This window comes from Mesorhizobium sp. NZP2077 (assembly GCF_013170805.1).
In the GTDB taxonomy this organism is placed as follows: Bacteria; Pseudomonadota; Alphaproteobacteria; order Rhizobiales; family Rhizobiaceae; genus Mesorhizobium.
Genome location: NZ_CP051293.1, coordinates 6,338,930 through 6,361,280 on the forward strand (window position 1 = coordinate 6,338,930; position 22,351 = coordinate 6,361,280).

The window sequence follows — 22,351 nt, forward strand, 5'->3', positions numbered from 1 at the left end:
TTAAGAGAGCCGTATCTCGAGTGGATTCAACACCTATATCGAGGCGTAGTAGCGCGGCGTACAAATACAGGCGATCGGCGGCTCGGCCCGGCGGCGACCAATGAGTGGTTGCGCAAGGTCCGTCCTGACGCAGCCACTCGGCGTGGCTCGGAGGCTCTACAAGATTGGTCGGCTGGCCGACAGTGCCTGTCGCAGGGCTGTCGTCTTCTTGCGCCCTATGCGACGGCCATGGTCGACTTTATACGAGAACGCGTATATTTCCTTTCCATACGCGATGCCGTATATTTCTTATTTATACGCGACTACGTATATTGACTGCATATACGCGATCACGTATATTGCCTTTGGAGGTTCATCATGACCGACCTGATCGCTCGCAACGAGAAGCAACTTGGCGCCATCCTGCGTCGCGCCCGCCGCCAGGCAGGTCTTACGCAAGGAGCGATCGGCAACCGGATCCATCTTCGTCAGGGCACGATGTCGCGCCTCGAAGCCGGCGAGCCCGCGGTCCAACTGCGCACATTGATGGCGGCCCTCGCCGCGCTTGATCTCGAACTCGTCGTTCGTCCCCGAAGCAAAGGCAGTGCTGCCGACATCGAGGACCTGTTTTGATGACACGGCGCCCCGTCCACGCGCCGCTCAATGTTTTCCTGAACGGGCGCCTTGTGGGCGTTCTGCGCAGGCAATCGACCGGTGCCATAGACTTTCAATACGCCCGCGATTGGCTGGACTGGCAAAGCACCTTCCCGATCTCGCTTTCGCTTCCTTTGCGCGAAGACCGTTACATCGGCGCGCCTGTGATCAACGTCTTTGACAACCTGCTTCCTGACAGCGACGCCATCCGCAGGCGCGTTGCCGAACGCGTTGGCGCGGGCGGTACCGACCCCTACAGCATGCTCGCAGCCCTCGGCCATGATTGCGTCGGCGCCCTTCAGTTCCTGCCTGATGGCATCGATCCCGGCGCTCCAGGCGGGACCGATGGCAGGCCGGTCAGCAACGAGGACATTGCCGGGATAATCAAGAACCTTGCCGCCGCGCCTCTCGGCCTTGGTGAGGACGAGGATTTCCGCATTTCGATTGCTGGCGCCCAGGAAAAGACCGCGCTGCTGCGCAAGGACGGGGGCTGGTTCAAGCCGGTCGGCACGGCGGCAACCACCCATATCCTGAAACCGCAGATCGGCCGGCTGCCGAACGGCATCGATCTCTCCGACAGCGTTGAGAACGAGTATCTGTGCCTTAAGCTGCTCAAGGCGTTCGGCGTCCCCGCTGCCCAGGCGGAGATCGCTGATTTTGGGGAGCGCCGCACACTGATCGTAGAGCGTTTCGACCGGCTGTGGACCCGCGACGGCCGCCTCCTGCGCCTGCCGCAGGAGGATATGTGTCAGGCGCTGTCGGTGCCGCCGACGCGCAAGTATCAGTCCGATGGTGGTCCTGGCATTGCTGATATTATCGAGCTTCTGAAGGGCAGTGACACGCCCGAAGAGGACATCGCCGTCTTTTTGCGCGCCTGCGTTCTGTTCTGGCTGATTGGCGCCAGCGACGGTCACGCCAAGAATTTCAGCATCTTTCTCGGTCCTGGCGGGCGGTTCCGCATAACCCCCCTTTACGACGTTCTCACCGCACAACCCAGCCTTGATGGCGGACAGATTCCGCGCAAAAAATTCAAGTTGGCGATGTCGGTCGGCAACAGCCGGCACTATTCGGTCCATGAGATCATGCCTCGCCACTTCATGCAGAGCGCTGACATGGCCGGCGTGGGAACGCCCGTCACGCTCAGAATTTTCGAAGACATCGCTGCGAACGCACAAAGGCAGTCGGAGACGGTGTTTTCCTCATTGCAGCGTGGCTTCCCCGAACGGCTCCTCTATTCAGTCAGGGCGGCGATCGGCAAGCGCGCCATTCTTCTCGCTGAGGCAAATTGATCATGGTCGCAAGGTAGGAGAAGAGGCTCTCGTGACGGCCGATCGTCATTGCCGGCCCCAACCCGCCAGCCCTGTCGCGCCATCGCCAGCAGCGGCGCCTATCGTCGCATCACACTATGGTCGACGTGGCCAGTCTGCCCTTAGCGCACCCCACTTTCGTCCGTCGGAATGATATCCTCCGAAATCTCCTGACGGAGCTTCGGTCCTCTCGCCAGCCGACGCCCGAGCGCGGTGACGAAGGCATCATAGCGCTCGCCAGCCTTGGCGTGGGCAGCCTGCGCCGCGGGCTCGGGCAACGCTGGCGTTGTCGCCAGCCAGAAGCGGACGAAAACGGCGAGAGTCTCCACCGCGATTCCAACATCGCGCTCCTGGCGTGCGATACGGCGATCGAGCTGGTCGAGCCGCTTGGTGATCGCTGCCTCCTGCCGCTCGGCGGCATCGGGTGAGAGGAACGATGCGATGGCTGCCTCGGCGACGAGCGACCGAGAATAATCACGGCGCGCCGCATGTTCGGCCAACCTGCTCATGACCTTCGGATCGAGATAGACGGACAGGCGTTGTTTGCGGGGTGGCTTTGCCATGCAACCCTCACATATCCACGCCGTCGCCGGGATCGAGCGACGCTTGCCGCGCAATGCCTTGCATGAGGCGCGTCAGTCGACGGTTGCGGGCAACTTCGTCCTCGACGTCGTCGAGGTGATCGATCTCGAATTCGTTCTCGGTCGAAGGTGTCACAACCGGCTCGGCTCGACCGAGCTCGGGTTGACGACGACGCTCGGACTCGGTCACGTCCTCATCCGCGGCCGCAGGCGCCGACGTGACATCGGTGACCTGCGGACGGGAAGGCGGCGGCAGTTTTGTCCAGTCATCGGGTTTCCCCTCCACTGCCGCCGCCAACGCCGGCGGCGGCAAGAAACGCTCCCTGAAGCGTGCATCCTCATGATAACGCGCCTTCTTGGCGCGGATCGGCGGCGCACCCGAGACCATGACGATCTCGTCGGTGGACGGGAGTTGCATCACTTCACCAGGCGTGAGGAGCGGACGAGCCGTCTCCGAACGAGAGACCATGAGATGACCGAGCCATGGCGACAGCCGGTGGCCGGCATAGTTCCTCATCGCCCTCATCTCGGTCGCTGTTCCCAGCGCGTCGGACACACGCTTGGCGGTGCGCTCATCATTGGTGGCAAAGCTTACCCGGACGTGGCAGTTGTCGAGGATCGAGTTGTTGGCGCCGTACGCCCTCTCGATCTGATTGAGGGATTGGGCGATCAGGAAGCTTTTCAGCCCGTAGCCGGCCATGAAAGCGAGCGCCGACTCGAAGAAGTCGAGGCGGCCAAGCGCCGGGAACTCGTCGAGCATCAGCAGCAACCGGTGCCCTTTCGCCCTCACCTGCAGATCTTCGGTCAGGCGGCGACCGATCTGATTGAGGATCAGGCGAATGAGCGGCTTGGTCCGGTTGATGTCGGACGGCGGCACGACGAGGTAGAGCGTCGTTGGATGCTTGTCGTCGACGAGGTCTGTGATGCGCCAGTCGCAGCGGCGCGTGACCTCGGCCACGACAGGATCGCGATAGAGGCCAAGGAACGACATGGCGGTGGAGAGCACGCCGGAGCGCTCGTTGTCGGATTTGTTCAAGAGTTCTCGGGCGGCGCTGGCGATGACCGGGTGCGGACCGCCCTCACCCAGATGCGCTGTTTTCATCATCGCGGACAACGTCGATTCGATCGGCCGTTTCGGATCGGAGAGGAAGCCGGCGACCCCGGCGAGTGTCTTGTCCAGCTCGGCGTAGAGGACATGCAGGATTGCGCCGACCAGCAGGGCATGGCTGGTCTTCTCCCAATGGTTTCGCCTCTCGAGCGAGCCTTCGGGATCGACCAGGATGTCGGCGATGTTTTGAACATCGCGGACTTCCCATTCGCCACGGCGCACCTCGAGCAGCGGGTTGTAGGAAGAGGATTTCGGATTGGTGGGGTCGAACAGCAGGACCCGGCCATGCCTGGCGCGAAAGCCCGCGGTGAGCTGCCAGTTCTCGCCCTTGATGTCGTGGACGACGGCTGAGCTCGGCCAGGTCAGCAGCGACGGGACGACAAGGCCGACGCCCTTGCCCGAACGTGTGGGCGCAAAGCAGAGCACATGCTCCGGTCCGTCGTGGCGCAGATAGGCACCGTCATATCGCCCAAGCACCACGCCATCGGAGCCGAGAAGGCCGGTTGCCTTGACCTCCTGCTTGTCGGCCCAGCGGGCGGAGCCGTAGGTCTCGACCTTCTTGGCCTCGCGCGCCCGCCAGACCGACATGCCTATGGCGACGGCGACGCAGGCGAAACCGCCGGATGCCGCGATAAAGGCACCCTCCACGAAGATCGACGGTGCGTAGGCATCGAAGCCATACCACCACCAGAAGAAGGACGGCGGAAGATAAAACGGAAAGCCCAGGACCCGGAACCACGGCCTGCCGAGCTCGGGCTGGAACGCCAGGCGCCAGGCCACCCACTCCGTCGCGCCCCAGGTGGTGAAAAGTACGATTGCGCAGACCGCGAGAATCTGGCCCCAAAGTATCTTGGTGGCGGACATAGAAACGGTCCTTTCTTCAACATGAGGTTAGAGGCCGATGCCTCGCTTGCGGCCAAAACTCCAGTCGATGCCGTCGTCATTGCGAGCAACGCCCGAGACATGGCGGCCAAGATGCTTTTCCAGGGACGGCGTCCAAGGCACCAGTTGGAAACCGAGGCCGTCATCGATCATGGCGAAGCGGCCGGACGCGAGCGTGAAACGTTGCCGGTAGGAACCGGCGACGTACTCGCCGCCGCGGGCGCGATTGAAGGGCTGGCCGGTTTCGGCGCAGAGCTTTTCGCTGAGCGCCTCCAACTCGCGGCGACGCAGCGTGTCGATCAGGTTGCGGGAGAAGCTGATGCGTTGGCCGTGTCGCTCGCCAAGGCCCTGTTCTACGAGATGGTCGGCGCGGCGTTGCATCGCCTGCCGCACCTCGGCGCCAAAGCCGCCGTCCGAAAGCGCAGTCGGCTCGCGGGCAATATTTTGACGATCAAGCCAGGTCGCGCCGGCGGCGGTAACCTGCCGCTCAATATCGAGATCGGAACGGACAGCGAGTGCTGCGCGCGCATGCCCCTGGGCATCATGGAACTTGCGCAGTTCGACGATTGAACCCGGGGCGCTGTCTCCGGCGGCGTCGAGGTCGGACAGCCTGATGTGATGTGTGCGGCCGTCGGTGCCATCGACCACGGCGTAGGCGCTGCCCTTCAACTCATCATCGAGACCACGGTCGACCAGCCGACCCACGATCGGCGTCTCGATGCGCTCGGCCGCCAGCACATAGGTCGCCGAGCCGCGCTCGATGCCCTGTTCTGTCAGAGCGCGGTGCATCCGCTTGATGATGTCACCGCGTTCGCCAAGCTGGCGCAGCGTCGCCTCGGCCTTGTCGTCGATGATCCACTGGCCCGGCCCGACCTGTTCGGCAAGGCCAAGGGTTTCGAGCTTGCGCATCCGCCCGACCTTCAGCACGTGATAGTGGTCGGGCTGAGCGTTCGCCGGGAACGCAAGATCGACAACGCCTGTGTCGCGGCCATCGCGAACAAGTTGCCGGTCAAGCTGCGTCCAGCGTTCGGCTTCGACCTGGCGCTGCAGATTGCGGCGAATGTCGAGATCAGTGCGCGGGCCAAGCTCCTGGGTAACGAGATCGGCCGCGCGGGCGCGCATCCCCTCCTTGATGTAATCGCGCGAGATTACGAGATTCTGCCCGTCATCAGTTTGGCCGCGCAGGATGATGTGAAGGTGCGGGTTGTCGGTGTTCCAGTGATCGACGCCGGCCCAATCGAGCTTCGTGCCGAGGTCTTTTTCCATCTGGCCCATCAGATCGCGGGCGAAGGCTTTGAGATCCGCCATGTCGACGGCATCTTCGGGCGAGACGATGAAGCGGAAGTGGTGCCGATCATCGCCGCACCGCTCGGCAAAGGCACCGCCATCCATCGCATCGGCCTGCGGCCCGAACAGCCTTGCCTTCTCCCCGTCACGGGTGACGCCCTCGCGGCGCAGATAGGAGAGATGGGCGGCAAGCGGGGCGCCTCGCGCGTGATGGCGCACCAGCCGTGTCTTGATGATCACGGTTCGCGAGCGGCCGGTGAGGAGACGATTGGCGCGCACGCTCGCCGAGCGGCCACGCCCGAAGGTCGAGCGATTGCCCGGACTGATCCGGCCAGAGCGAGAGATACGGGCGCCGGCCTTCTGGGCGGCGGCGAGCGCCTGCGCAATGAAGGGCCTGGCGCGCTGGGTACCGGACGAGCGGATGCGGCCAGGCCGGATTCGAAGTTCGTCCTCGCTAGTCATCTAAAGAGATCCGCACATCGTGCCAAGGCACGGAAATGAAAGGCAAATCGTTGTTCCGGCGCGGTGCGCCAAATCTTCGCACCTCTCGGAAATCCTGCATAACCTATTGAAACAACACAACCGATCGACGCCGCACCTCGCGGCCTTTTATCTCGCCATCTTAATCGGTTGTGTTTGGCGATACTTTGTAACCATCGTCGTTCCTCCTTCCGTCCACGATAATACACGACTCTATTCTCTGCGCTACGATTCCGCTTTTGAACGTCGAGTTCCGATGCGCCGTGCAATCTTCCGCGCTCTGCGACGGGGTGTTTCGGCTGCATGGTTGCAGCGCTCGAACCGTCGTGGCGCACTTTTCCATCGGACTGACGGAGCATCGTCACAGGCAATCGAGCGCGGTCCGGCCGTCTCATCGTCGGCGCGGCCGCAGGCAAGATAACGTGCGTTCCGTCGTTCCTGGTCTGCATCGGTCCTCATCCGCCGGGGCGGATCTCCTTAGCTCAGATGGCGTCCGTCAGCGTGCCGGCGCCATGCGTTTCAACCGCCGTCGCGCCGCTCATCGATGCGCTCCGAGCAGGCGTCGATCCTTGATGTGGGCGCGTTGCGCGACGTCGGTGTCACTCGTGGCCGCGTCGCCGACATAGAACGTGCCGTCGCTCCACATCGCGTGCATGATCACCGCCAGCTTGCGCGCTACCGCGACACAGGCCTTGCGGTGGCAGGAGCGTTTGGCGATCTCCCGGCCCCAGCTCTTGACCTTGTCCCTGCCCTTGAAGCGCGTCATCAGTCCCGACGCCGCCTCGTAGAGCGCGCGCCGCACGTCCGCATCGCCAGCCTTCGAGATGCGGCCCTGAACGTCGATCGAGGAGCCCGACTGCCAGCGCCGCGAGGTCAGCCCGAAGTAAGCCGCGACGTCGCGTGAGCGGCGGAAGCGTGTGGGATCGTCGATCGCCGTCATGAACGAGAGCGCTGTCACCGGGCCGACTCCGGGGATCGCCATGAAGCGTCGGCACAGCTCGCTGCGCGCCACCATTTTGACGACGAGATCGTGCAGCCGGCAGTACTGTTTCCACAGCGCCGCGCGCGCCGACAGCATGGCGTCCATCAGTTCGGCCGACAGCGGATCGTCGGCCACAGCCTGGCGAACCGCCTGCTCGAAAGCGCCGCGTCCGACCTTGCTCAGGCGGATTCCGAATGACTTCAGCGAGTGCCAGATGGCGTTCTCCAGGTCGAGAAACTTGGCCTTCAGATTGCGCCGGTGGGTCAGCAGAAGCTTCGTCCGGTGGCAGCTCTCCGACTTGATCTAGGCCTGGCGGAACCAGCCGGTGCGCATGATGTGGGCGATGCCGAGCGCATCGGCCTTGTCGGTCTTGTTGCGCTGCGCCGACAGCGCGGCGCGCACGTGCTGCGTCTCCAGGCAGATCGCCGGCAGGCCAAGTTTCTTGAGTTCCGGCTGCAGCCAAGGCGACAGCGAGCCGGCCTCGTGCCCGACACGCCGCAGTCGCGCGAGAAACGGCTTCAGCACCGCAACCAGTGCCTCGGGATCGGTCATCACCGCTGCCTCCAGATGAACCGCGCCCTGATCGTCGACGACGCAAACCGCCGTCTCGTCCATCGCCACGTCCAGTCCACAAAAGAATTCCATCGTTCGCCTCCTGCGTTGTTTGACAGACGCAGAATGTGCGGCCGAACCGCCAGCCATCGCCAGTGGCGCCGCGGCTGACACACAGCTTTGCTGCCTTTCCGGGCGCCCGCCCCGATTACGGGCGGCAATCTTCCGGTTGTTCTGCCCACCTTGCGCCCCCATCCACGCCACGGTGCGCTGGAGCTTGCGGTTGCGCGAAAACGCCCACACGCGCTCATGGCTGGATCCCTTCGCCTGACCGCGCCACGAAGGGACCTGCGGACAGCGGCGCTATGGCGACGACATCGCGCACTGGAGCTTCAGAGCCAGCGTCATTTGGCGGTCGCTCGGCCAGTACGGAGGCGACAGCCTGTTGGCGACTCGGCTGACATACGAAGAGCGAGCCGTGCTTCCAGGGAATTGCCTCGACAGACGTGACGGCGAAAGGGCGGGTGGTCGCGCGGCCTCCGACAAGCGGGGCAAGGGCTGCGACATAGGCGCGGGTCTCGGCCGGTAACGGACGCCCGGCTAGGTAGGCTTCGTAGCGTGCAGGTCCCGCGTTGTAGGCGGCCAGAAAACCCGGCGAACCGTAGCGATCGCGCAGTTCGCGCAGATACGCCGTTCCTGCCAGGATGTTGTCCCGGGGATCGAATGGATTGCGGCCAAGCGACCACCGGGCGCGCAGATCATCCCATGTGCCGGGCATAATCTGCATCAAGCCGCGGGCGCCTGCGCTGGACACGGCGCGCACGTCGCCCGCACTCTCCTTGCGCATGATGGCGCGGATCAACGCGGTCGGAACGCCGAAGCGCTGCGAGGCTTCTGCGATGTGAGCGCCGAACCGATCGCGCTGCGACGATCGCGCGATGGCCAAGTCCTGCGCCACTGTCGCCGCCGGCATGACGGTCGCGACGGACAGGCCGCAAAGGAGGAGCAGAGCCATGCGCCGGGCAGCGCGAAGCGGCCCGGGCGCACCGCGATGGCTCGTCGACGGACGGCGAGCGCGCATCGTTCAATCCTTCTCGCCGCGGTCGCGCGGACGCGCCCAGTGCAGCGACCAGGACGTCTTGTCGTCGCCATTGCGAAAGAGGTTCGCGCGGATCGGCTGCGCGAGGGTCGGGTCGTCGAGCTGGATCGAGACATAGTCTCCGGCCTTTTCGCTGGAGCGTTGCCAGCCGGCGCCAATCTCGGGGCCGTCCTCGCTTCCGGCGTGAACGCGGTAGTCAGGCGCATTCTCCGTTTCGCTCGCTTCCGCCGCCACAATGGCGACATCCAGGTTGAGGCTGAGCGTGTGGATGCGCCCGCTATAGCCAGTCTTCTGGCGCGTGAATTCCCCGATCTGTTGCATGTCAGCTCCTGTTTTCAGTGGTGCGGCGATGAAGGCTGGTGGCGCGACGCGCGCCGCCGGTCGCGCGCTCACCGCATTGGCGCGCGCCATTCGAAGCGGCCGTTGCCGCCATTGTCCGTCCACAGCGGGACGGCGCGGCCGATGATCTGGCTGGTGGCGAGGAGGCCGAAATAACGTCCGTCGAGGCTGTCGCGGACCTGCCAGTTCATCAGGAAGACTTCGCCGGTCGGGATGCGGTGGCAGCCCTGCCAGACAGGCAGGTCACGGCCGGCCCGATCACGCTTGAGCGCCATGCCCGCCTCGATACCATCGACGGTGATGGTGAGGTTCGAACGACATACACGCTGCCCGGCAACGCCAAGGATGCGCTTCAAGAGTGGCACGCCCCTCGGCAGATAGCCGCGATCAGCGAGGAACGCCGCGAGTGGCTCGGGCGCGTCGACGGCGACAAGATCGGTGACCTCGAAAGGTCCGTCGAAGTCGATCGTGTAGAAGCCGATCGGTGCGCTAGCTGACGCATTCCAGATGAGCTTCGTGGGCATCGAAGTGAGGCCGGGATAGCCGACGCCCATGGTTGCGAGAACGCTAGCGAGGATGATCCCGGCGCGCGTCACGGCTCGGTCCTCTTGCGCAGCAGGAAGGCGCGATGTTGGTCGAGTGTGTAGCTGCGCGGCGCGTGGCTGGCGGTTATCCGGTTGTGGATGTGCCGCCAGTGATCGGGCGACACCAACTCAGGCTCGATGTCGAGGCGCTGGATGGCGTCGATCGCCTGCAGCACGCGTTCGACCTTGGGCCAGCTCTCGACCTTCAGAAGGATGTCGCCGCCGGGGCGCACGAAGGGCAGTGTCTGATAGGCATCGCCACGTGCGACCGCACGCACGATGTCGATACGTGAGATGATCGTTCCAAAATCGTTCGCGGCCCAGCGCACGAAGGCGAAGACTGCGCCGGGACGATAGGACAGGATGCGCCGGCGACGATCGACGATCTGTTCCTGGGCGTGCGTGCCGAAGCGTATCCAGTTCTCTTGTCTCTTCTCGATCCAGGTCAGTTCGACATGGACGAGATCGTCGCGAGCGTGGTGCGTGGCGGCGATCATCGGGTGGCTCCCGAGCGCGGACCAAGAGGCGGATTCGGGGCTTCGGAGACGCTGGTTGCCGTGCTGCTGCCGTCAGAAACCGATGGCGCATTCGAGGTCTTGTCGGTGTCTATGCTGAGTGCGTCGCTGGCTCGCCGGACGAGCCTGTCGGTGTGCGAGGTTTCGTGAACCGAGTCGGACGCAAAGCTGAGTCTTCGCAATAGGTTGCCCGGACAGTGATGGTTCCGAGTTCGTGTACTGGGTTCGGAATGCGCTGAGTTTGCGTACTGGGACTGTTCGCAGTTTGCGGCAGGCGTGCAGACAGCGGATTGACTGGACGGTGAATCGAGCCAGCCACTTCTGGGATGCTGAGGCTCCAAGTTTGCGAACTCGGTTCGCGAAACTTCGCCCCGGTTCGCGAAACTCTGCGCCGGTTCGCGAAACTCGTCGCACCGACACACCCTCTGCACATCGCGCGCGCGCTCTTCAAAGTTAGACTCTGGGTTAGACTCTAAGTTAAGGGCGCGATTCCGGCTTTGCTTTCCTAGGGTTAGGCCCCGTTTGGGTTCCTGATAGCACGAGCCTGCGGTTCCCGATGGCACGATAGGTCCGGTTCCCGATAGCACGAGGCCGTCCACAGGCCTTCCACCGGAGGCGACCCGCTCGAAGGCGAGCAGCGTCCGGCCGCCCATCTCCACTTCGAGGAAGAGCGTGTAGCCGGGCAGCGGCTGGCGGCGGATGATGTCGCGCAGCTCGAAGGCAAAGCGCTTGTGGGGCGACAGGCTGCCGGATTTCTGGTGAAGGTGACGGAAGTCGAAGCGCCAGCCGTCGCGCTGGCGTCCGCCATGCTTGCGGACCAGCCGATAGAGCCAGCGCTCCAGCCCGCCAGTCAGGTCGAAATAGGCGCGATCGATCGTCAGCACGAGCGCGTCATCGAGGACTGCCTGGTAGAACCAGTCGGGGACGATCAACTCGATCCCCGCGGGTTTACCATGGCGATCGATGCGCTCCTGCCACTCATTGATCCATGAGAAGCGGTGCCGCCGGCCTTCGGCGGGCTGACGGATTGTCGTCGAGACAGTGGTCGACTGCAGCCGGTCAAGCGCCGCCTTCAGGCGTTGATAGTCGCGCAGGCTCTTGCCGCGGCCGACGAAGGTGAGAATCTCATAGGGCGTGGCGGCCATCAGGCGCGAGGTACGAAGCCCGGTGTCGCGCGCCTCGACGATTTGGCTCGCGGCCCAGATCAGGATGTCGGCGTCCCAGATGGTCGCCATCCCATGATCGGGTACGGCTTCGACCCGGATCGTGACGTTACCCGCGGCAAAATCGATCGGGGTGATGCGATGGGTCTTGGAAAGGGAGAAGAACGGATAGGCCATGAGATCCTGCGCGTCTCGTGGGGCGAAGTCGCCAGGCAACGCCCGGAACAGATCGAGTTGCCCACGCTCCGAAAGGGATTGGTTTTGCGCCACCACTTGAAATCCGCGCGCGGTCAGCGTGCGTATCGTCCGTCATGCGCCAGCGGCGTCGGTGTGTGACGCTTGGCCGGCAGGACCGACCCACGCGGGTCGGATGTTGAGGTGACGGCGCCGCGTTCGGCCCAGGCCTGAAGATCATCGACGGCATAGACGACACGGCCGCCGAGTTTTCGGTAGCCAGGACCAGTGCCATAGGTACGGTGCTTTTCGAGCGTTCGGGCGGAGAGGCTGAGGAAATCCGCGGCTTCCTTGGTGCGCAGGAAGCGTGGCGGCAAGACGGCGATATCGGGTCGCATGGATCGGGCCTCCGTGGGGTTTTGGACGGCCGCTGGCGTTCAGCGGTGGATGGAGACCACGGTGGCGGAGAGTAAGCTTCGTCAGGGATGGGGAAGTTGAGGGGGGCTAAAACTCCACCCCTTCTGCGCGGCCAGACCAGCTAGGATCGACGGCGATGACGCAGGATTTGCAAATAGCCGCCACCGATCATGGCGGTGGCGCCTTCGACGAGACCGATCACCGCGTCGCGCAGCGCGGAAGTTTTCCAGGGATCGGCGGCGACGCGCTTGAACCCGTAAAGGGCGATGGCAATGTCGCGGTAGCTCGCGCCACTGGCGCGGCCGTCCGCGGCCTGCATCATCAGACGGAAGCGGCGGCGTTGCTGCGGGGTCATCCGCGTGTCCGCAGGCGCTGGGCGCTCCTGCCAGGCACGCCAGAATCGGGTGAGTGCTTCGATTCGTCCCAACGTGTCTGCGTCCAGGGGAATCAACGCCGCCAGATGGCCGTGCGGGTCACTGCCAGGCAGAAGGAAAAGTTGAGTGACCACACCTGCACTATGGACAGTGTGGCGTCCTTCCGGGCCGTCGTGGTCCACACCCAGACCCGTCAAAGGCGCAGGTGGCGTCGATGACAGGAAAGCCGGCGCCGGTACGAGAGAAACCACTGCTGGATCGACGTCAGGCGACCAGAGAACGTCTTGCGCCAAGGCCGACAAATCCGGCGTGGCCGGGAAATCGTAACCCCCATTGCCGTTGCGCCGCAGGGTGGAAGGGTGCTTTTTCGGCTCTTGTGGTCAGCAGCGCTTGATAGTGCCTTTGATAGGGTTCGTGACGTCGAAGACACTCCCAGGCGAGCCCTTCGATGGGCAATGTGTCGAAATAATCATAGCTGTCATTGTCTCGCCAACGCGACGTATCCGGCCTCATCCAAAGAGCTCCTAAGACGCGCAAGCCCCCGCCTCAAAACAATTCCGGGTTGTGGCGATTGCCGGAAGACCCTCGGCCGGCATCGCGTGATGCCGTTTCGGCATCACGCGGGAGCGACAGGAGCTGGGTCGTGCTAGTTGCCGGGTTGACGCAAGAGATGGCGGTAGCCAGCACGCGCCATCCAGCGCGCGCGCGCCAGATGGCTGTCATGGATGCGCCGGGCGCGTTGTGGCTCTTTCGTCAGATCAATGCCGAAGAGAATTTCGACCACCTCGCGCCAGTCCGCGCCGTCGTCGGCGGCATCAAGCAGGCGCATATAGAGCTTGATGTGCTGCCGATCGTATTCGGTGAGTTCGTCACCCGTCGGCGCGGTATCGTCAAACGGCTCGATCATCGCTTGCCCTCGTGTTCAGAGTGAGCCTGCATTTTATAGAAACAATTTTGCCAGCGGAGGATGGTTGATCAGCATCAGGCGATGCGGTTTGGGCATCGCCTCGCCTTGAGTGGGATCAACCGGCCTTAGTAGAAGAAGGCCCCGGCTTTCCAGCCGGGGCCTGCGGGGTTCCTCAATCGCCCCGCCGCGCGTTCGGGCGGGACCAGATGAGCGAGAAGCCCTCACCGTCCTCACCGTCGAAGAGGTTGGCGTAGATCGGGGCGTTGAAGCTCGGATCGTCGAGCTTGAGACCCAGGTAGTCGCGGCCCTCGTTGGACTGCTTGGACCAGGCGGCGCCGATCTCGGCGCGGCCGACCAGCACCCGGTGGCTGGGAGCGTTCTCGCCAGTGGCGCGTGTGTCTGGGACGATGCGCACGTTCTTGGCCTGGACGCTGAGGGTGACGATTTCGCCGGTGAACTCGTTCGAGGCGGTCTTCTTGAAAGTGCCGATGGTAGCCATCGTAAATCTCCGTTTTCTGTTCCCGAGCCCGCACCATGCGGCCTCGATGGCGATCACTTGGCCGGAGGCGACCGACGACGCATCGCTTGCGACCGGAGCAAGGCGGAGGACGGCGCAGGAACGACTTTCTTGTGTCGCGAGGAATGACGGCCCCGGGGTCCCCATGCGTCTAGCGCATGGGGTGGGGGGCCGGCAGGGGAAGAAAGTCGAGACGCGCCGTTGCGGCTCAGGCGGTCGAGGCTTCAGCCGTCCTTCGGGCAGATCAGCCCATTGAAGAGGCCGTTTGGAGCGCTCCGGGACGGATTGGCAACGGGGACAATGGCGCCCAACGCGCCGCCAGCAGGTCGTACGAGCTTCGCCGGCATCATCGCCCACACATCCCTGGCACCAGATCCCCGCGCACCGCCGACGCCGCGGCCACCGGCCGCAGTGCTTTCCTGCTATCAACTGGCCGGACCTGCCTTCAGCATCGACCGAAGACAGTCCAAGACCACATCGGGTCCGCGCTGCAATGCCCACTGCTCGATCACTGGCACTCAGCCCGCTCGCTCCAACCGTTGACGATGAGGAGGCCAGGCCATTGTCGGTCTGATCCATCCGCCTCGCTCGCGCGGGTCTTATGCTCGAACCATCCCCCGACCAGATTGTCGGCGCCGGCCATGCCCGCCACCCGCAGATATGCCATGAAGCCGATGGTGATAGCGCCGATGACGGAAAAGATGACCTGCCAGAGTTCCGAAGGCATCGTAAGCTTCGCGATACCATGGATAGCATGGTATCCGGCAACGATCGCTGGCGTGACGAAGAGCAGCGCGATCGCCAGTTTCGCCCAGATGAGGCTGATAAGGCCGAGGAGAATCTGGCCCGCGCCACGCGTCAACCCGGCCGCAAGGACGGCGACGAGGATCGGGCCAAGCCTGGCGACCCCAGTGTCGAGTGACCCCGTGCCTGTGCTGACGCCGACGAACAGCGGAAGGGCGAAAACAGCAAGGGTGACGAGCCTCGACGCAACGCAGGCATAACAAAGAAAAAGCGCGGCCTAAAACCGCGCGGAAAGTGCTCGCATCGCGAGCCGCGTGTTCGCCCCCTCAAGGGGCCAACGGGTCGATTTCACCGATGATGGCAGCCTCGTCGCCGTCATACTCGTTCACCGGCACGACCGAGAGAGTGCCGTCGCCGGCTCGGGAAATGACGATGCTGATCATCATGCTGGTGGCGAGGCTGAAGGCGAAGGCGTTTGCTTCTGCGAGGGACATTTTTCCGGCTCCTGTCTGGGAAGCGGGGACCATCCCCGCGTGACAGGCGCCCGATGTGTCCGGCCGAGGGCCGCAATCACCGTGGAGGCGAAGCCGAAACGGCGGCGCGCTATGCGTAGTCCGACCCTTCATGGGTTGATGGCGTCAGGTCCTCGGACGGGACCAGGCAATTGCGCCGATAAACGCGGTGATGGGTCGCGCTTTCAATTCAGAAGCCGATGAAACCTTTAGCTTGACCCGGCCTTCGCCTTCATCGCGAACCGCCAAGCGGTGCTGGTCAGACTCCATTCGGGGCGACGCAGACGAGCGTGGCATCGTGTGGTGCTGGCCTAGTCCGGCCCGTCATGCGGGGCCGAACCTCATGACCGGGATGCCGAGCTTGCGGGCTTTGTCGGCAAGGTTGTCCTGAATGCCCGTGCCAGGAAAATGAATGACGCCGATTGGGAGTATATCGAGCATTGCATCGTTGCGCTTGAAGGGAGCGGCCTTGGCGTGCCTCGCCCAGTCAGGCTTGAAGGCAATCTGCGGAACCTTGCGATGGTGAGCCCATTTGGCCGCGATCAACTCCGCTCCCTTCGGTGACCCGCCGTGGAGAAGCACCATGTCGGGATGCTTGGCATGGACCTGGTCAAGCTTGGCCCAGATCAGCCGATGGTCATTGAAGTCGAACCCGCCCGTGAAAGCGACTTTGGGCCCTACAGGCAGAAGGGCATTGCTATCGGCATACTTCTTGGCGGCAAGGAAATCGCGACTGTCGATCATTGCCGCGGTGAGATTGCGATGGTTGACGACGGAGCCCGAACGCGGTCGCCAGATGGAATGCGTGTGATGCTCGAAGTGCTCGCCGGCCTGGTCGCGCATCAGTTCGAAGGCAGTGCGGCGTTCGAGCAGCGTCTGACCCTGGGCTGTGAGCCGTTCGAGTTCAACGGACTTGACCTCGGACCCATCCTGTTCGCGCTGCAAGCGCTGCTGCGACAATTCGTTTTCGTCGAGTTCGCGTTCGATCCGATGGCATGCGCGGTGGAAGAGGTTGACCGTGCCCCAAAGCAGTTCCTCGAGGTCGGGCTCCAGGCGTGTGTCGGCCATCGCCACCACGAGAGCGTCGAAGATGTCGGCGATGCTGGCGGCGATGACATTGCCCTCTGGAAGCGGGCGCGGATCGGGTTCGTCTTCGAAGGGACGGTAGCCGTAGAGCTGGAGTTCCTGGAGGAGGTGGTCGGTGGGGGATGATGCGGGTTGCGCTTCGAAGTGGGTATCGTACGGGTCGCTCATGGCTGTTTCCTTCGGCAGATCGGCCGCGCCCATCGCGGCCTTCATGGCGACGAAGGCGGCGGGCGGTCCGGACTTGCACCCGCAGCGCCAGCGCAGGGCCGAAACGTCAGTGGAGGATGGCGAGCCCGGCTATTTTGTTTCGCGATGGAAAGGCCTGAAGCCGGGGTCCCCCCGCGGCCTGCCGCGGGGGGTGGAAAGGGCCGCCGGAAAATAGCCGAGGCGCAGCCATTGCCGGTCCGGGCCGGCCGCTGCCCGATCGCCCTCTGGAAGGCCGTGGGCCGGCCCGCTTCCCGGCGAAGAAACGCGATATGCGTCCGACACCGGACGAGTTGCCGCCATCACGTTCCCCTTTCCGGTCAGACCGCGAGACGCAAGAAGCGTGTGAGGTCCTGGGGTGCGAGCTGAACCCGCAAGGACGCTCTGAGCGCGTCCAGGCCGAGCAGACGCAGGTCCTCATTGAAGTCGCCGAGCTGCGGTGTCAGCACCATCGCTTCGATCCCGGCCGACTTGGCGCGCTCGATGAGGGTCGCCATTGCTCCGTTCCCTGCCGGATCGTTGTCGCGAGCGATGTAGAGCCGCCGCAGCGTGTCAGGAAACAGGATGGCCGCCAGATGTGCGGCCGATAGAGCTGCGATCGCTGGCAAGGAGGGCAGCGCTGAACGTTGCGACAGCATCGTCTCGATGCCTTCACCGGCCGCCATCACGTCACTACAGACGCCGAAGCGGACCGCGTGCCCAAGCAGTTCGCCCATGGCGCGCCGCGGCGTGTCGATCGGAGCGCGGCCCAAATGGGCTTCGCTGAAGCCGCCAGGATCGAGCCATGTGCGGTGTGCGCCGGTGAGCTTGTCTTTGACGTCGGTGACAACCGCGATCATCGCTGGCCAGGTTTCGGTCGGCCCATGCTCGTCGGGACGGTAATAGCAGCGCGGATGAAATCGAAGACTTGCCGTTTCGTGCAAGGCCGTGATGGCGCGTGCACGCAAATATGTCTCGACGGGCGTGCCTGAGATCGGCTGCGACATGCAGACCAGCCGCCTGGCCGCTTCGACCGAACCGAAAGGAGCCGGATCCGATTGTCGTCTGCGTTCAGTTTTATCGGGAATTGGCCGGGGCGTGGTCAAGAAACTGCGCGCCTCATCAGCGACATCCTTGAACTCCGCCGCACCAAGAAACTCCCTGATGACGTCGAGCAGATCGCCGTGCTCGCCGGTGGCTGCGTCCGTCCACTTGCCTGCCTGGCCCTTACCGGAATCCGGACCGTCAAGGCGGACAAACATTGACCGCCCTGGTGAATTGTGAACATCGCCGACCAGCCAATACCGGCCTTCGCGGTGACCATTGGAAAGATAGCGTCGGCACACCGCCTCGGCCTGTTGGGCAAGACGGCATGCCAATTCGGAAGCAGTGTGAGGAAACATCAAGCCGCCTCCTTCTCACAAACGCGCTGCACAGGATAGCGCTGAAGGACCTTCCCAGGCTCCGCTCGCGTCGGACGCTCCGAACGAGGCTTCCATCGCCGCGCGCCAAACGGTCGTGTCAATGCGTTGACCCCGTTCCAGATGGGGAGGGAGAAGCAGAACTGCCGCGAGGATGGCCGTGGCTGGGTCGTGTTGGTGGGCGTCGAAAACGAAACGTTCATTGGGTAAGTCCTCGGGAGAACGACACGGGAAAGCCCGCCGGCGCTCTCTCTGACCGGACGGGTTCAAACCCGTCTCAGCCAAGACTCTCACTCTGACCACCGCCCACAAAAATGCCCGGCGCTCTTGCGAGTGCCGGGCAGTGGGTGGCGCGGAAGAGCCGTGACTATTCGGCGGCGTCGAGATGCTGTTCGTCCCCGTCACCAGCCAATCCACCCTCGTCGTCACCCGCGAGGAAGTCCGGCAAAGTTTCGTCTGCGCCGTCGGCATTGTGCTCGACCGCTTCGACATCAAGGTCGACAAGCCGCAAGGTTCAGGCAGCCAGCCACGGTCGGCGAGCACCCGCTCCGCCTCCTTGGCCATATCGTCCTTCTTGAGGTGGTCGATAAGCTGGGCCGCGCGCTCACCGTCGCCCTCGCGAACCGCCTCGATAATCCGCGCCTGGTGACGCGTCCGAGATAGTTTCCGACCGTCGGCCGCCAGCCGGAATCAACCATGTCGAGCCCGACCACCCCGGCCAGATGATCGGCTTCGGAAAGGCGCTGCCGGACGCCATGCGCTGAGATGGCGCCGTTGCCGAAGCGATCGGCCCTGTCATAGAGGGCGTTCACTCCGAAGGAGGCGCAATGGGCGAACAGCGCGGCTCGCTCGTCATTGTTGAACGCCGCAAGCGCATCCCACAGCTTGTTGGCGTCTGCCGGCAGGCGGGTCTCCCAAGTCGCATGGCGGGCTTCGATCGCTTATGCGTAGGGCTTGTCACGAAGCTGGGAGGACTGGGCAGGGAAGACCGTGCCGCGGACAGAAACCTCCATCGCGACACCCAGTGAGCGGTACCGAGAGAACACGTCCCGCACGAGCCGAACCGGGAAGCCGGAGAAGCGCGTTCCGTGGCCCCATCACGCCGCCTCCCTTTTGTCGGTCGCTGCTGCCGAGGTCGCTTGGTGATCGACACCAGGCTGGAAACCGAGGATGAATTCGGCGGCCTTCGATGCCGCGCTGGCCGCGCGGACAATGGCGCGATTGTCTTCGCGCAGGACCTCCAGCCATGAACCGATATAATCGGCATGGCGCACCGTCGGCGCGATGGAGAGCGAGGCACAGATGAAGGCGCCCGCCAATTCGGCGACTAGTTCCTCGCGCACGTAGGATTTGGAGCCGAAGGAACCGGTCATGTCACGGTCGAGCCGGGAGGAATGACCCGACCAATGCCCCAATTCGTGGAAGGCGGTCCGGTGCCAGTTGATCGGCTCGAAATAGGCGGCGGGCGGCGGGACCTGCACGAAGTCACTCGCCGGGCTGTAGAAGGCGCGGCTGCCGCCGATCCGAAAGTCCGCGCCGGTGGCCCGGATCAGTGTCTCTGCTTGCGGTTCGACGATCCCCGGCGGAGGTGGTGGTGCGAGGGCGGCGATGTCCTGCGGCAGGTTCTCACATTGATCTGCGTTGAAGATTGTGAAGCGTTTTAGGAATGGAATAGCCTGCGCTTCATCACCGCTCTCGCGGGCTCGCTTCTTCTCGTTGCTGGGAATGAAGCGGTCGGCGAATACGACGGTCGTACCGTGCTCGCCCTTCCTGACGTTACCGCCGAGTGCGAGCGCCTGGCTGAAAGTAAGCCAGCTCTGCCCCGAGAAGCCATGCTCGATGACCGCGCCCCACAAGATCAGGACGTTGATGCCGGAGTAACGGCGATGCGCTGACGCATTCCACGGCATGGCGAGCGGCGCCTTTGCCGCGGCGGTTCCCCAAGGCTGCACCCAGGGGACACGTCCGGCTTCCAGTTCGGTGATGATCTTGTCGGTGATTTCCTGATAGAGGCCCGTGCGGTCATTGCCGGAACGGGCGCGAGCGGTGTTTCTGTACATCGCGGTTCTCCGCGACGGGCGCCAGGAGCCTCTCTCCCGCCTTCAACCCGTCACGGCAACCCGGTCCGCACTCTGCCTCTCATCGGATCCGTCTCGATACCCATCGGCGGCAGGAAAAGACGCCGGCATGACAGGGCTCGCGTCAGGGCTGGAAGCCCGCATGGGGGAAGGCCCGTCGCAGACGGGGCTTCAGCTTCGCCGACGGCCCTGCCCCGGCAGGGGGGATGCCCAGCGGGGCCCGCTCCAACGCCTACTGCCGCAGGGAACGAAAACCAGAGGTAACAATTATCGATGCAAACCAAGCGTGGGTGTTTGCATGCCGAAGGTCCATGAGACATGGCAAGTCGAGCCGCACGGCCGGTTGAAGGCGGTCGCTGACGGTCTCTTGACGGTCAGCGGCGAGATCCAGATGCCGCTTGGTCATTTTCCGCGGCGAATGACGGTGGTCGGCCTAAGAGGAAACCGCACCGCGATCTGGAGCTGCATTCCCCTTGCAGAGCCGGAAATGCATGAGATCGAAGCGCTTGGTGAGCCGGCCTTTCTCATCGTGCCGGGTGCCGGCCATCGGCTGGACATCAAGCCTTGGAAGCTCCGCTATCCCCAAGCGAAAATTGTCTGCCCGCCGGGCGCGCGGGAGGCCGTAGAGAAGGTGGTCTACGTCGATTCGACTGCGGATATCTTTGACGATCCTTCCGTTCGGATGGAAACGGTGCCGGGAGTTGCGGAAAAAGAGGCGGCGCTGTTCGTGCGCCGCGACGGCGGTACAACCCTTGTCGTCAACGACATCCTCGCCAATGTGCGCCACCCCTATGGGATTGGCGCGCATATCATGGCGCGCCTGCTGGGCTTCGGCGTCAACCGGCCGAGCACGCCGCGCGCTGCAAGATGGTTCTTTGTGAAGGACGGAAAGGCGTTGGGCGCGGCGTTTCGCAAATGGTCTGAGGACCCGGACCTTGTGCGCATTATTGTCAGCCACGGCGATGTCATTACCAACAAACCGCGCAAGGTTCTGGAGCGGGTTGCGCAAGATTTCGGGGCGTGAGCAAAGGCCCTCCCCGCCTGGTCGTTGGAGGCAGAAGCGGTACGAGAAGGGAGCGGCTGGCCGATGTTGCGAACTACAGGCGCACGGAGAGCGCCACACCTTTTCGTCAAACAATCCCAGGGCGGAGCAAGGAGCGAAGCGACGCGGCGCAGACCCCTGGAGCTGCTCCGCAGCCCAAGGGATCCATGCCGTGAGCTTCGAGCGCCACCGACAGTCCAGAATTCTGATACGCCGCGTTCGTCGGCAACCGTCACGGCATGGATCCCCGGGTCAAGCCCGAGGATGAAGAACCGGTAGGCGTCCCGCCCCTTGAAGGCGGTCAGAGGCCGTGTCCAGTCTAGGCTTTTGGCTTCGCCTTCCTGACTTCCTCGATGGCCATGTTCAATGCCGTTTCAAAGGCGTGCCTCAAGCCGGAAATCTTGTCTTTCCTCAGCGCGGCTGTTTGTTTTGAAATGGGCGCGAGTTCCCAGATGAGCGCGTTGCCTGTCTCCAGCAGGTGAGCCAGAGCCGCATCCGTTGCCTGGCTCGTTTCCAGAAGATCGCGCGACTTCCCGATGTTCAGCTGCAAATGACGCGTAATCCCTTTCACGTTGCCCGCTTCCGCATGGATCGCCTCCCGGCGCAACTTATGCAGGTACTCCACCGCTTCTCCGATTGGCATTTGTTCCTCCCTTGCTGTCGAACGGATCATCGTACGCCTCATTCTGAAAGAGGCCGCGCGATATCTTGGGTTTGGCGACTTGGAGCCGGACCGATGGCTGCAAGCTTGCCCAACCCGCGCCTGGGTCCATCACAAAGGTCTATGATGAAGCGGGTTACTTGGTCGCCGCTGTCAATTTCTCAGACGTGATGCTCGACCATTCCCACCAGCTGGCGATCAGCGATCCGCCCACCGAAGAGCCGGGCGTCATGCGGCCAGGCTGACGTCACGCGGCGCCGTTCTATTCAGGATGACCTTCAAAACGAAGTTCGATTTTCAAAGAGTGTCCAATGCCGATTGTCACCGGAATCGTCTCTGCCTTGCTGATTCTCTTTGTGGTCCTGTTTTTGACTCACGCCGAGCGTGATCTCAAAAGCTCCCCGACGTTCTATCGCATAAGACGCCGGCTCTCCATTCTGGGTGGGCGGCCAGTCATTTTCGCCGATCGCGGAGGTCCCAATGATGGGGATCAGCGGCGGCTCCGCGGTCGCTAAATGCCGGGATTTGAGTTCCTTGATTTCGTCGTCGCGCCGCGCGATGCGGCTCTCCAGGTTGGCGATACGCTCGGCTAAAAAATAGCGGCCTATCATAAACCCGCTGCTGCCAAAAAGCATGGCGAACGAAGCAAACGCGATGGGGTTGGCCAGGACCAGCACAGAGTTTGTTTGGAAGAAATCGATGAGGTCTTGCATCGCGTCAGCC

At 63.5% G+C, this 22,351-nt stretch carries 24 protein-coding genes and 2 pseudogenes; 5 read left to right on the forward strand and 21 right to left on the reverse strand.

Features of this window, described 5'->3' with window-relative positions; all coding sequences use genetic code 11:
- The first annotated feature begins 357 nt into the window (after window positions 1-357).
- Both HGP13_RS31350 and HGP13_RS31355 read left to right on the forward strand, forming a co-directional pair.
- On the forward strand, window positions 358-612 hold the full coding sequence (locus tag HGP13_RS31350; RefSeq protein ID WP_172233243.1) for a helix-turn-helix transcriptional regulator: 255 nt from the start codon (window positions 358-360) through the stop codon (window positions 610-612).
- Window positions 612-1,922 (forward strand): type II toxin-antitoxin system HipA family toxin, encoded by a 1,311-nt coding sequence (locus HGP13_RS31355; protein ID WP_172233246.1) that lies wholly within the window; start codon window positions 612-614, stop codon window positions 1,920-1,922. Before HGP13_RS31350 ends, HGP13_RS31355 begins: the two co-directional genes overlap by 1 nt.
- 140 nt (window positions 1,923-2,062) lie before the next feature.
- Here the strand turns inward: HGP13_RS31355 and HGP13_RS31360 are convergent, their stop codons facing one another.
- From HGP13_RS31360 to HGP13_RS38815, 15 genes and pseudogenes are all read right to left on the reverse strand, one after another.
- The gene (locus HGP13_RS31360) at window positions 2,063-2,503 is read right to left on the reverse strand and encodes a ribbon-helix-helix protein, CopG family (RefSeq protein WP_172233249.1); all 441 of its coding nucleotides are present in this window, start codon (window positions 2,501-2,503) and stop codon (window positions 2,063-2,065) included.
- A 7-nt stretch (window positions 2,504-2,510) separates the two neighbouring features.
- A complete protein-coding gene (locus HGP13_RS31365) occupies window positions 2,511-4,493 on the reverse strand; it encodes a conjugal transfer protein TraG (RefSeq protein ID WP_172233252.1) in 1,983 nt (660 codons plus the stop codon).
- Window positions 4,494-4,520: 27 nt separating this feature from the next.
- Entirely contained in the window at window positions 4,521-6,260 is a 1,740-nt protein-coding gene (locus tag HGP13_RS31370; protein WP_172233255.1) for a VirD2 family relaxase/mobilization nuclease, read from the reverse strand.
- Window positions 6,261-6,816: 556 nt separating this feature from the next.
- Window positions 6,817-7,905: pseudogene (locus HGP13_RS31375) on the reverse strand (IS110 family transposase).
- A 214-nt stretch (window positions 7,906-8,119) separates the two neighbouring features.
- The gene (locus tag HGP13_RS31380; RefSeq protein WP_172233273.1) at window positions 8,120-8,893 is read right to left on the reverse strand and encodes a lytic transglycosylase domain-containing protein; all 774 of its coding nucleotides are present in this window, start codon (window positions 8,891-8,893) and stop codon (window positions 8,120-8,122) included.
- A 3-nt stretch (window positions 8,894-8,896) separates the two neighbouring features.
- A complete protein-coding gene (locus HGP13_RS31385; protein WP_172233275.1) occupies window positions 8,897-9,232 on the reverse strand; it encodes a DUF736 domain-containing protein in 336 nt (111 codons plus the stop codon).
- A gap of 68 nt (window positions 9,233-9,300) precedes the next feature.
- Complete coding sequence (locus tag HGP13_RS31390) at window positions 9,301-9,846, reverse strand: S26 family signal peptidase (protein WP_172233277.1); 546 nt, start codon at window positions 9,844-9,846, stop codon at window positions 9,301-9,303.
- On the reverse strand, window positions 9,843-10,331 hold the full coding sequence (locus tag HGP13_RS31395) for a DUF2840 domain-containing protein (RefSeq protein ID WP_172233279.1): 489 nt from the start codon (window positions 10,329-10,331) through the stop codon (window positions 9,843-9,845). Before HGP13_RS31395 ends, HGP13_RS31390 begins: the two co-directional genes overlap by 4 nt.
- A 431-nt stretch (window positions 10,332-10,762) precedes the next feature.
- Window positions 10,763-11,785, reverse strand: a pseudogene (locus HGP13_RS31400) (replication initiator protein A); the annotation flags it as partial.
- A 17-nt stretch (window positions 11,786-11,802) separates the two neighbouring features.
- On the reverse strand, window positions 11,803-12,084 hold the full coding sequence (locus HGP13_RS31405) for a helix-turn-helix domain-containing protein (protein ID WP_172233282.1): 282 nt from the start codon (window positions 12,082-12,084) through the stop codon (window positions 11,803-11,805).
- A gap of 140 nt (window positions 12,085-12,224) precedes the next feature.
- On the reverse strand, window positions 12,225-12,728 hold the full coding sequence (locus HGP13_RS31410) for a DUF2285 domain-containing protein (RefSeq protein ID WP_172234931.1): 504 nt from the start codon (window positions 12,726-12,728) through the stop codon (window positions 12,225-12,227).
- Window positions 12,729-12,741: 13 nt separating this feature from the next.
- The gene (locus tag HGP13_RS38145; protein WP_246707180.1) at window positions 12,742-12,990 is read right to left on the reverse strand and encodes a DUF6499 domain-containing protein; all 249 of its coding nucleotides are present in this window, start codon (window positions 12,988-12,990) and stop codon (window positions 12,742-12,744) included.
- Window positions 12,991-13,123: 133 nt separating this feature from the next.
- Complete coding sequence (locus HGP13_RS31415) at window positions 13,124-13,384, reverse strand: DUF2285 domain-containing protein (protein WP_172233285.1); 261 nt, start codon at window positions 13,382-13,384, stop codon at window positions 13,124-13,126.
- 172 nt (window positions 13,385-13,556) lie between these two features.
- Window positions 13,557-13,883, reverse strand: coding sequence for a DUF736 domain-containing protein (locus HGP13_RS31420; protein ID WP_172233288.1), 327 nt, complete (start codon window positions 13,881-13,883; stop codon window positions 13,557-13,559).
- Between the two features lie 526 nt (window positions 13,884-14,409).
- Window positions 14,410-14,628, reverse strand: coding sequence for a hypothetical protein (locus tag HGP13_RS38815; RefSeq protein WP_348647108.1), 219 nt, complete (start codon window positions 14,626-14,628; stop codon window positions 14,410-14,412).
- A gap of 18 nt (window positions 14,629-14,646) precedes the next feature.
- Here HGP13_RS38815 and HGP13_RS38820 point away from each other — a divergent pair, with 18 nt between their 5' ends.
- The gene (locus HGP13_RS38820; RefSeq protein ID WP_348647109.1) at window positions 14,647-14,823 is read left to right on the forward strand and encodes a hypothetical protein; all 177 of its coding nucleotides are present in this window, start codon (window positions 14,647-14,649) and stop codon (window positions 14,821-14,823) included.
- Between the two features lie 148 nt (window positions 14,824-14,971).
- On the opposite strand, the gene HGP13_RS31430 is transcribed toward HGP13_RS38820, so the two are convergent.
- From HGP13_RS31430 to HGP13_RS31440, 3 genes are all read right to left on the reverse strand, one after another.
- Window positions 14,972-15,139: a hypothetical protein gene (locus tag HGP13_RS31430; protein WP_172233291.1), complete on the reverse strand. Its 168-nt coding sequence runs from the start codon at window positions 15,137-15,139 to the stop codon at window positions 14,972-14,974.
- A gap of 342 nt (window positions 15,140-15,481) precedes the next feature.
- Window positions 15,482-16,411 (reverse strand): DUF2493 domain-containing protein, encoded by a 930-nt coding sequence (locus HGP13_RS31435; RefSeq protein ID WP_172233294.1) that lies wholly within the window; start codon window positions 16,409-16,411, stop codon window positions 15,482-15,484.
- Window positions 16,412-16,767: 356 nt separating this feature from the next.
- Window positions 16,768-17,829, reverse strand: coding sequence for a toprim domain-containing protein (locus HGP13_RS31440; RefSeq protein ID WP_172233297.1), 1,062 nt, complete (start codon window positions 17,827-17,829; stop codon window positions 16,768-16,770).
- A 403-nt stretch (window positions 17,830-18,232) separates the two neighbouring features.
- On the opposite strand from HGP13_RS31440, the gene HGP13_RS38825 reads away from it, so the two are divergent.
- Window positions 18,233-18,496, forward strand: a complete 264-nt coding sequence (locus HGP13_RS38825; protein ID WP_172233300.1) for a hypothetical protein — start codon at window positions 18,233-18,235, stop codon at window positions 18,494-18,496.
- 448 nt (window positions 18,497-18,944) lie between these two features.
- On the opposite strand, the gene HGP13_RS31450 is transcribed toward HGP13_RS38825, so the two are convergent.
- Complete coding sequence (locus HGP13_RS31450; protein WP_172233303.1) at window positions 18,945-19,907, reverse strand: zincin-like metallopeptidase domain-containing protein; 963 nt, start codon at window positions 19,905-19,907, stop codon at window positions 18,945-18,947.
- A gap of 385 nt (window positions 19,908-20,292) precedes the next feature.
- On the opposite strand from HGP13_RS31450, the gene HGP13_RS31455 reads away from it, so the two are divergent.
- A complete protein-coding gene (locus HGP13_RS31455) occupies window positions 20,293-20,949 on the forward strand; it encodes a hypothetical protein (protein WP_172233306.1) in 657 nt (218 codons plus the stop codon).
- A gap of 337 nt (window positions 20,950-21,286) precedes the next feature.
- Here HGP13_RS31455 and HGP13_RS31460 read toward each other — a convergent pair whose 3' ends face one another.
- Entirely contained in the window at window positions 21,287-21,640 is a 354-nt protein-coding gene (locus tag HGP13_RS31460) for a hypothetical protein (protein ID WP_172233309.1), read from the reverse strand.
- A 266-nt stretch (window positions 21,641-21,906) separates the two neighbouring features.
- Window positions 21,907-22,341, reverse strand: a complete 435-nt coding sequence (locus tag HGP13_RS38155) for a hypothetical protein (RefSeq protein WP_246707181.1) — start codon at window positions 22,339-22,341, stop codon at window positions 21,907-21,909.
- Between the last annotated feature and the right edge of the window lie 10 nt (window positions 22,342-22,351).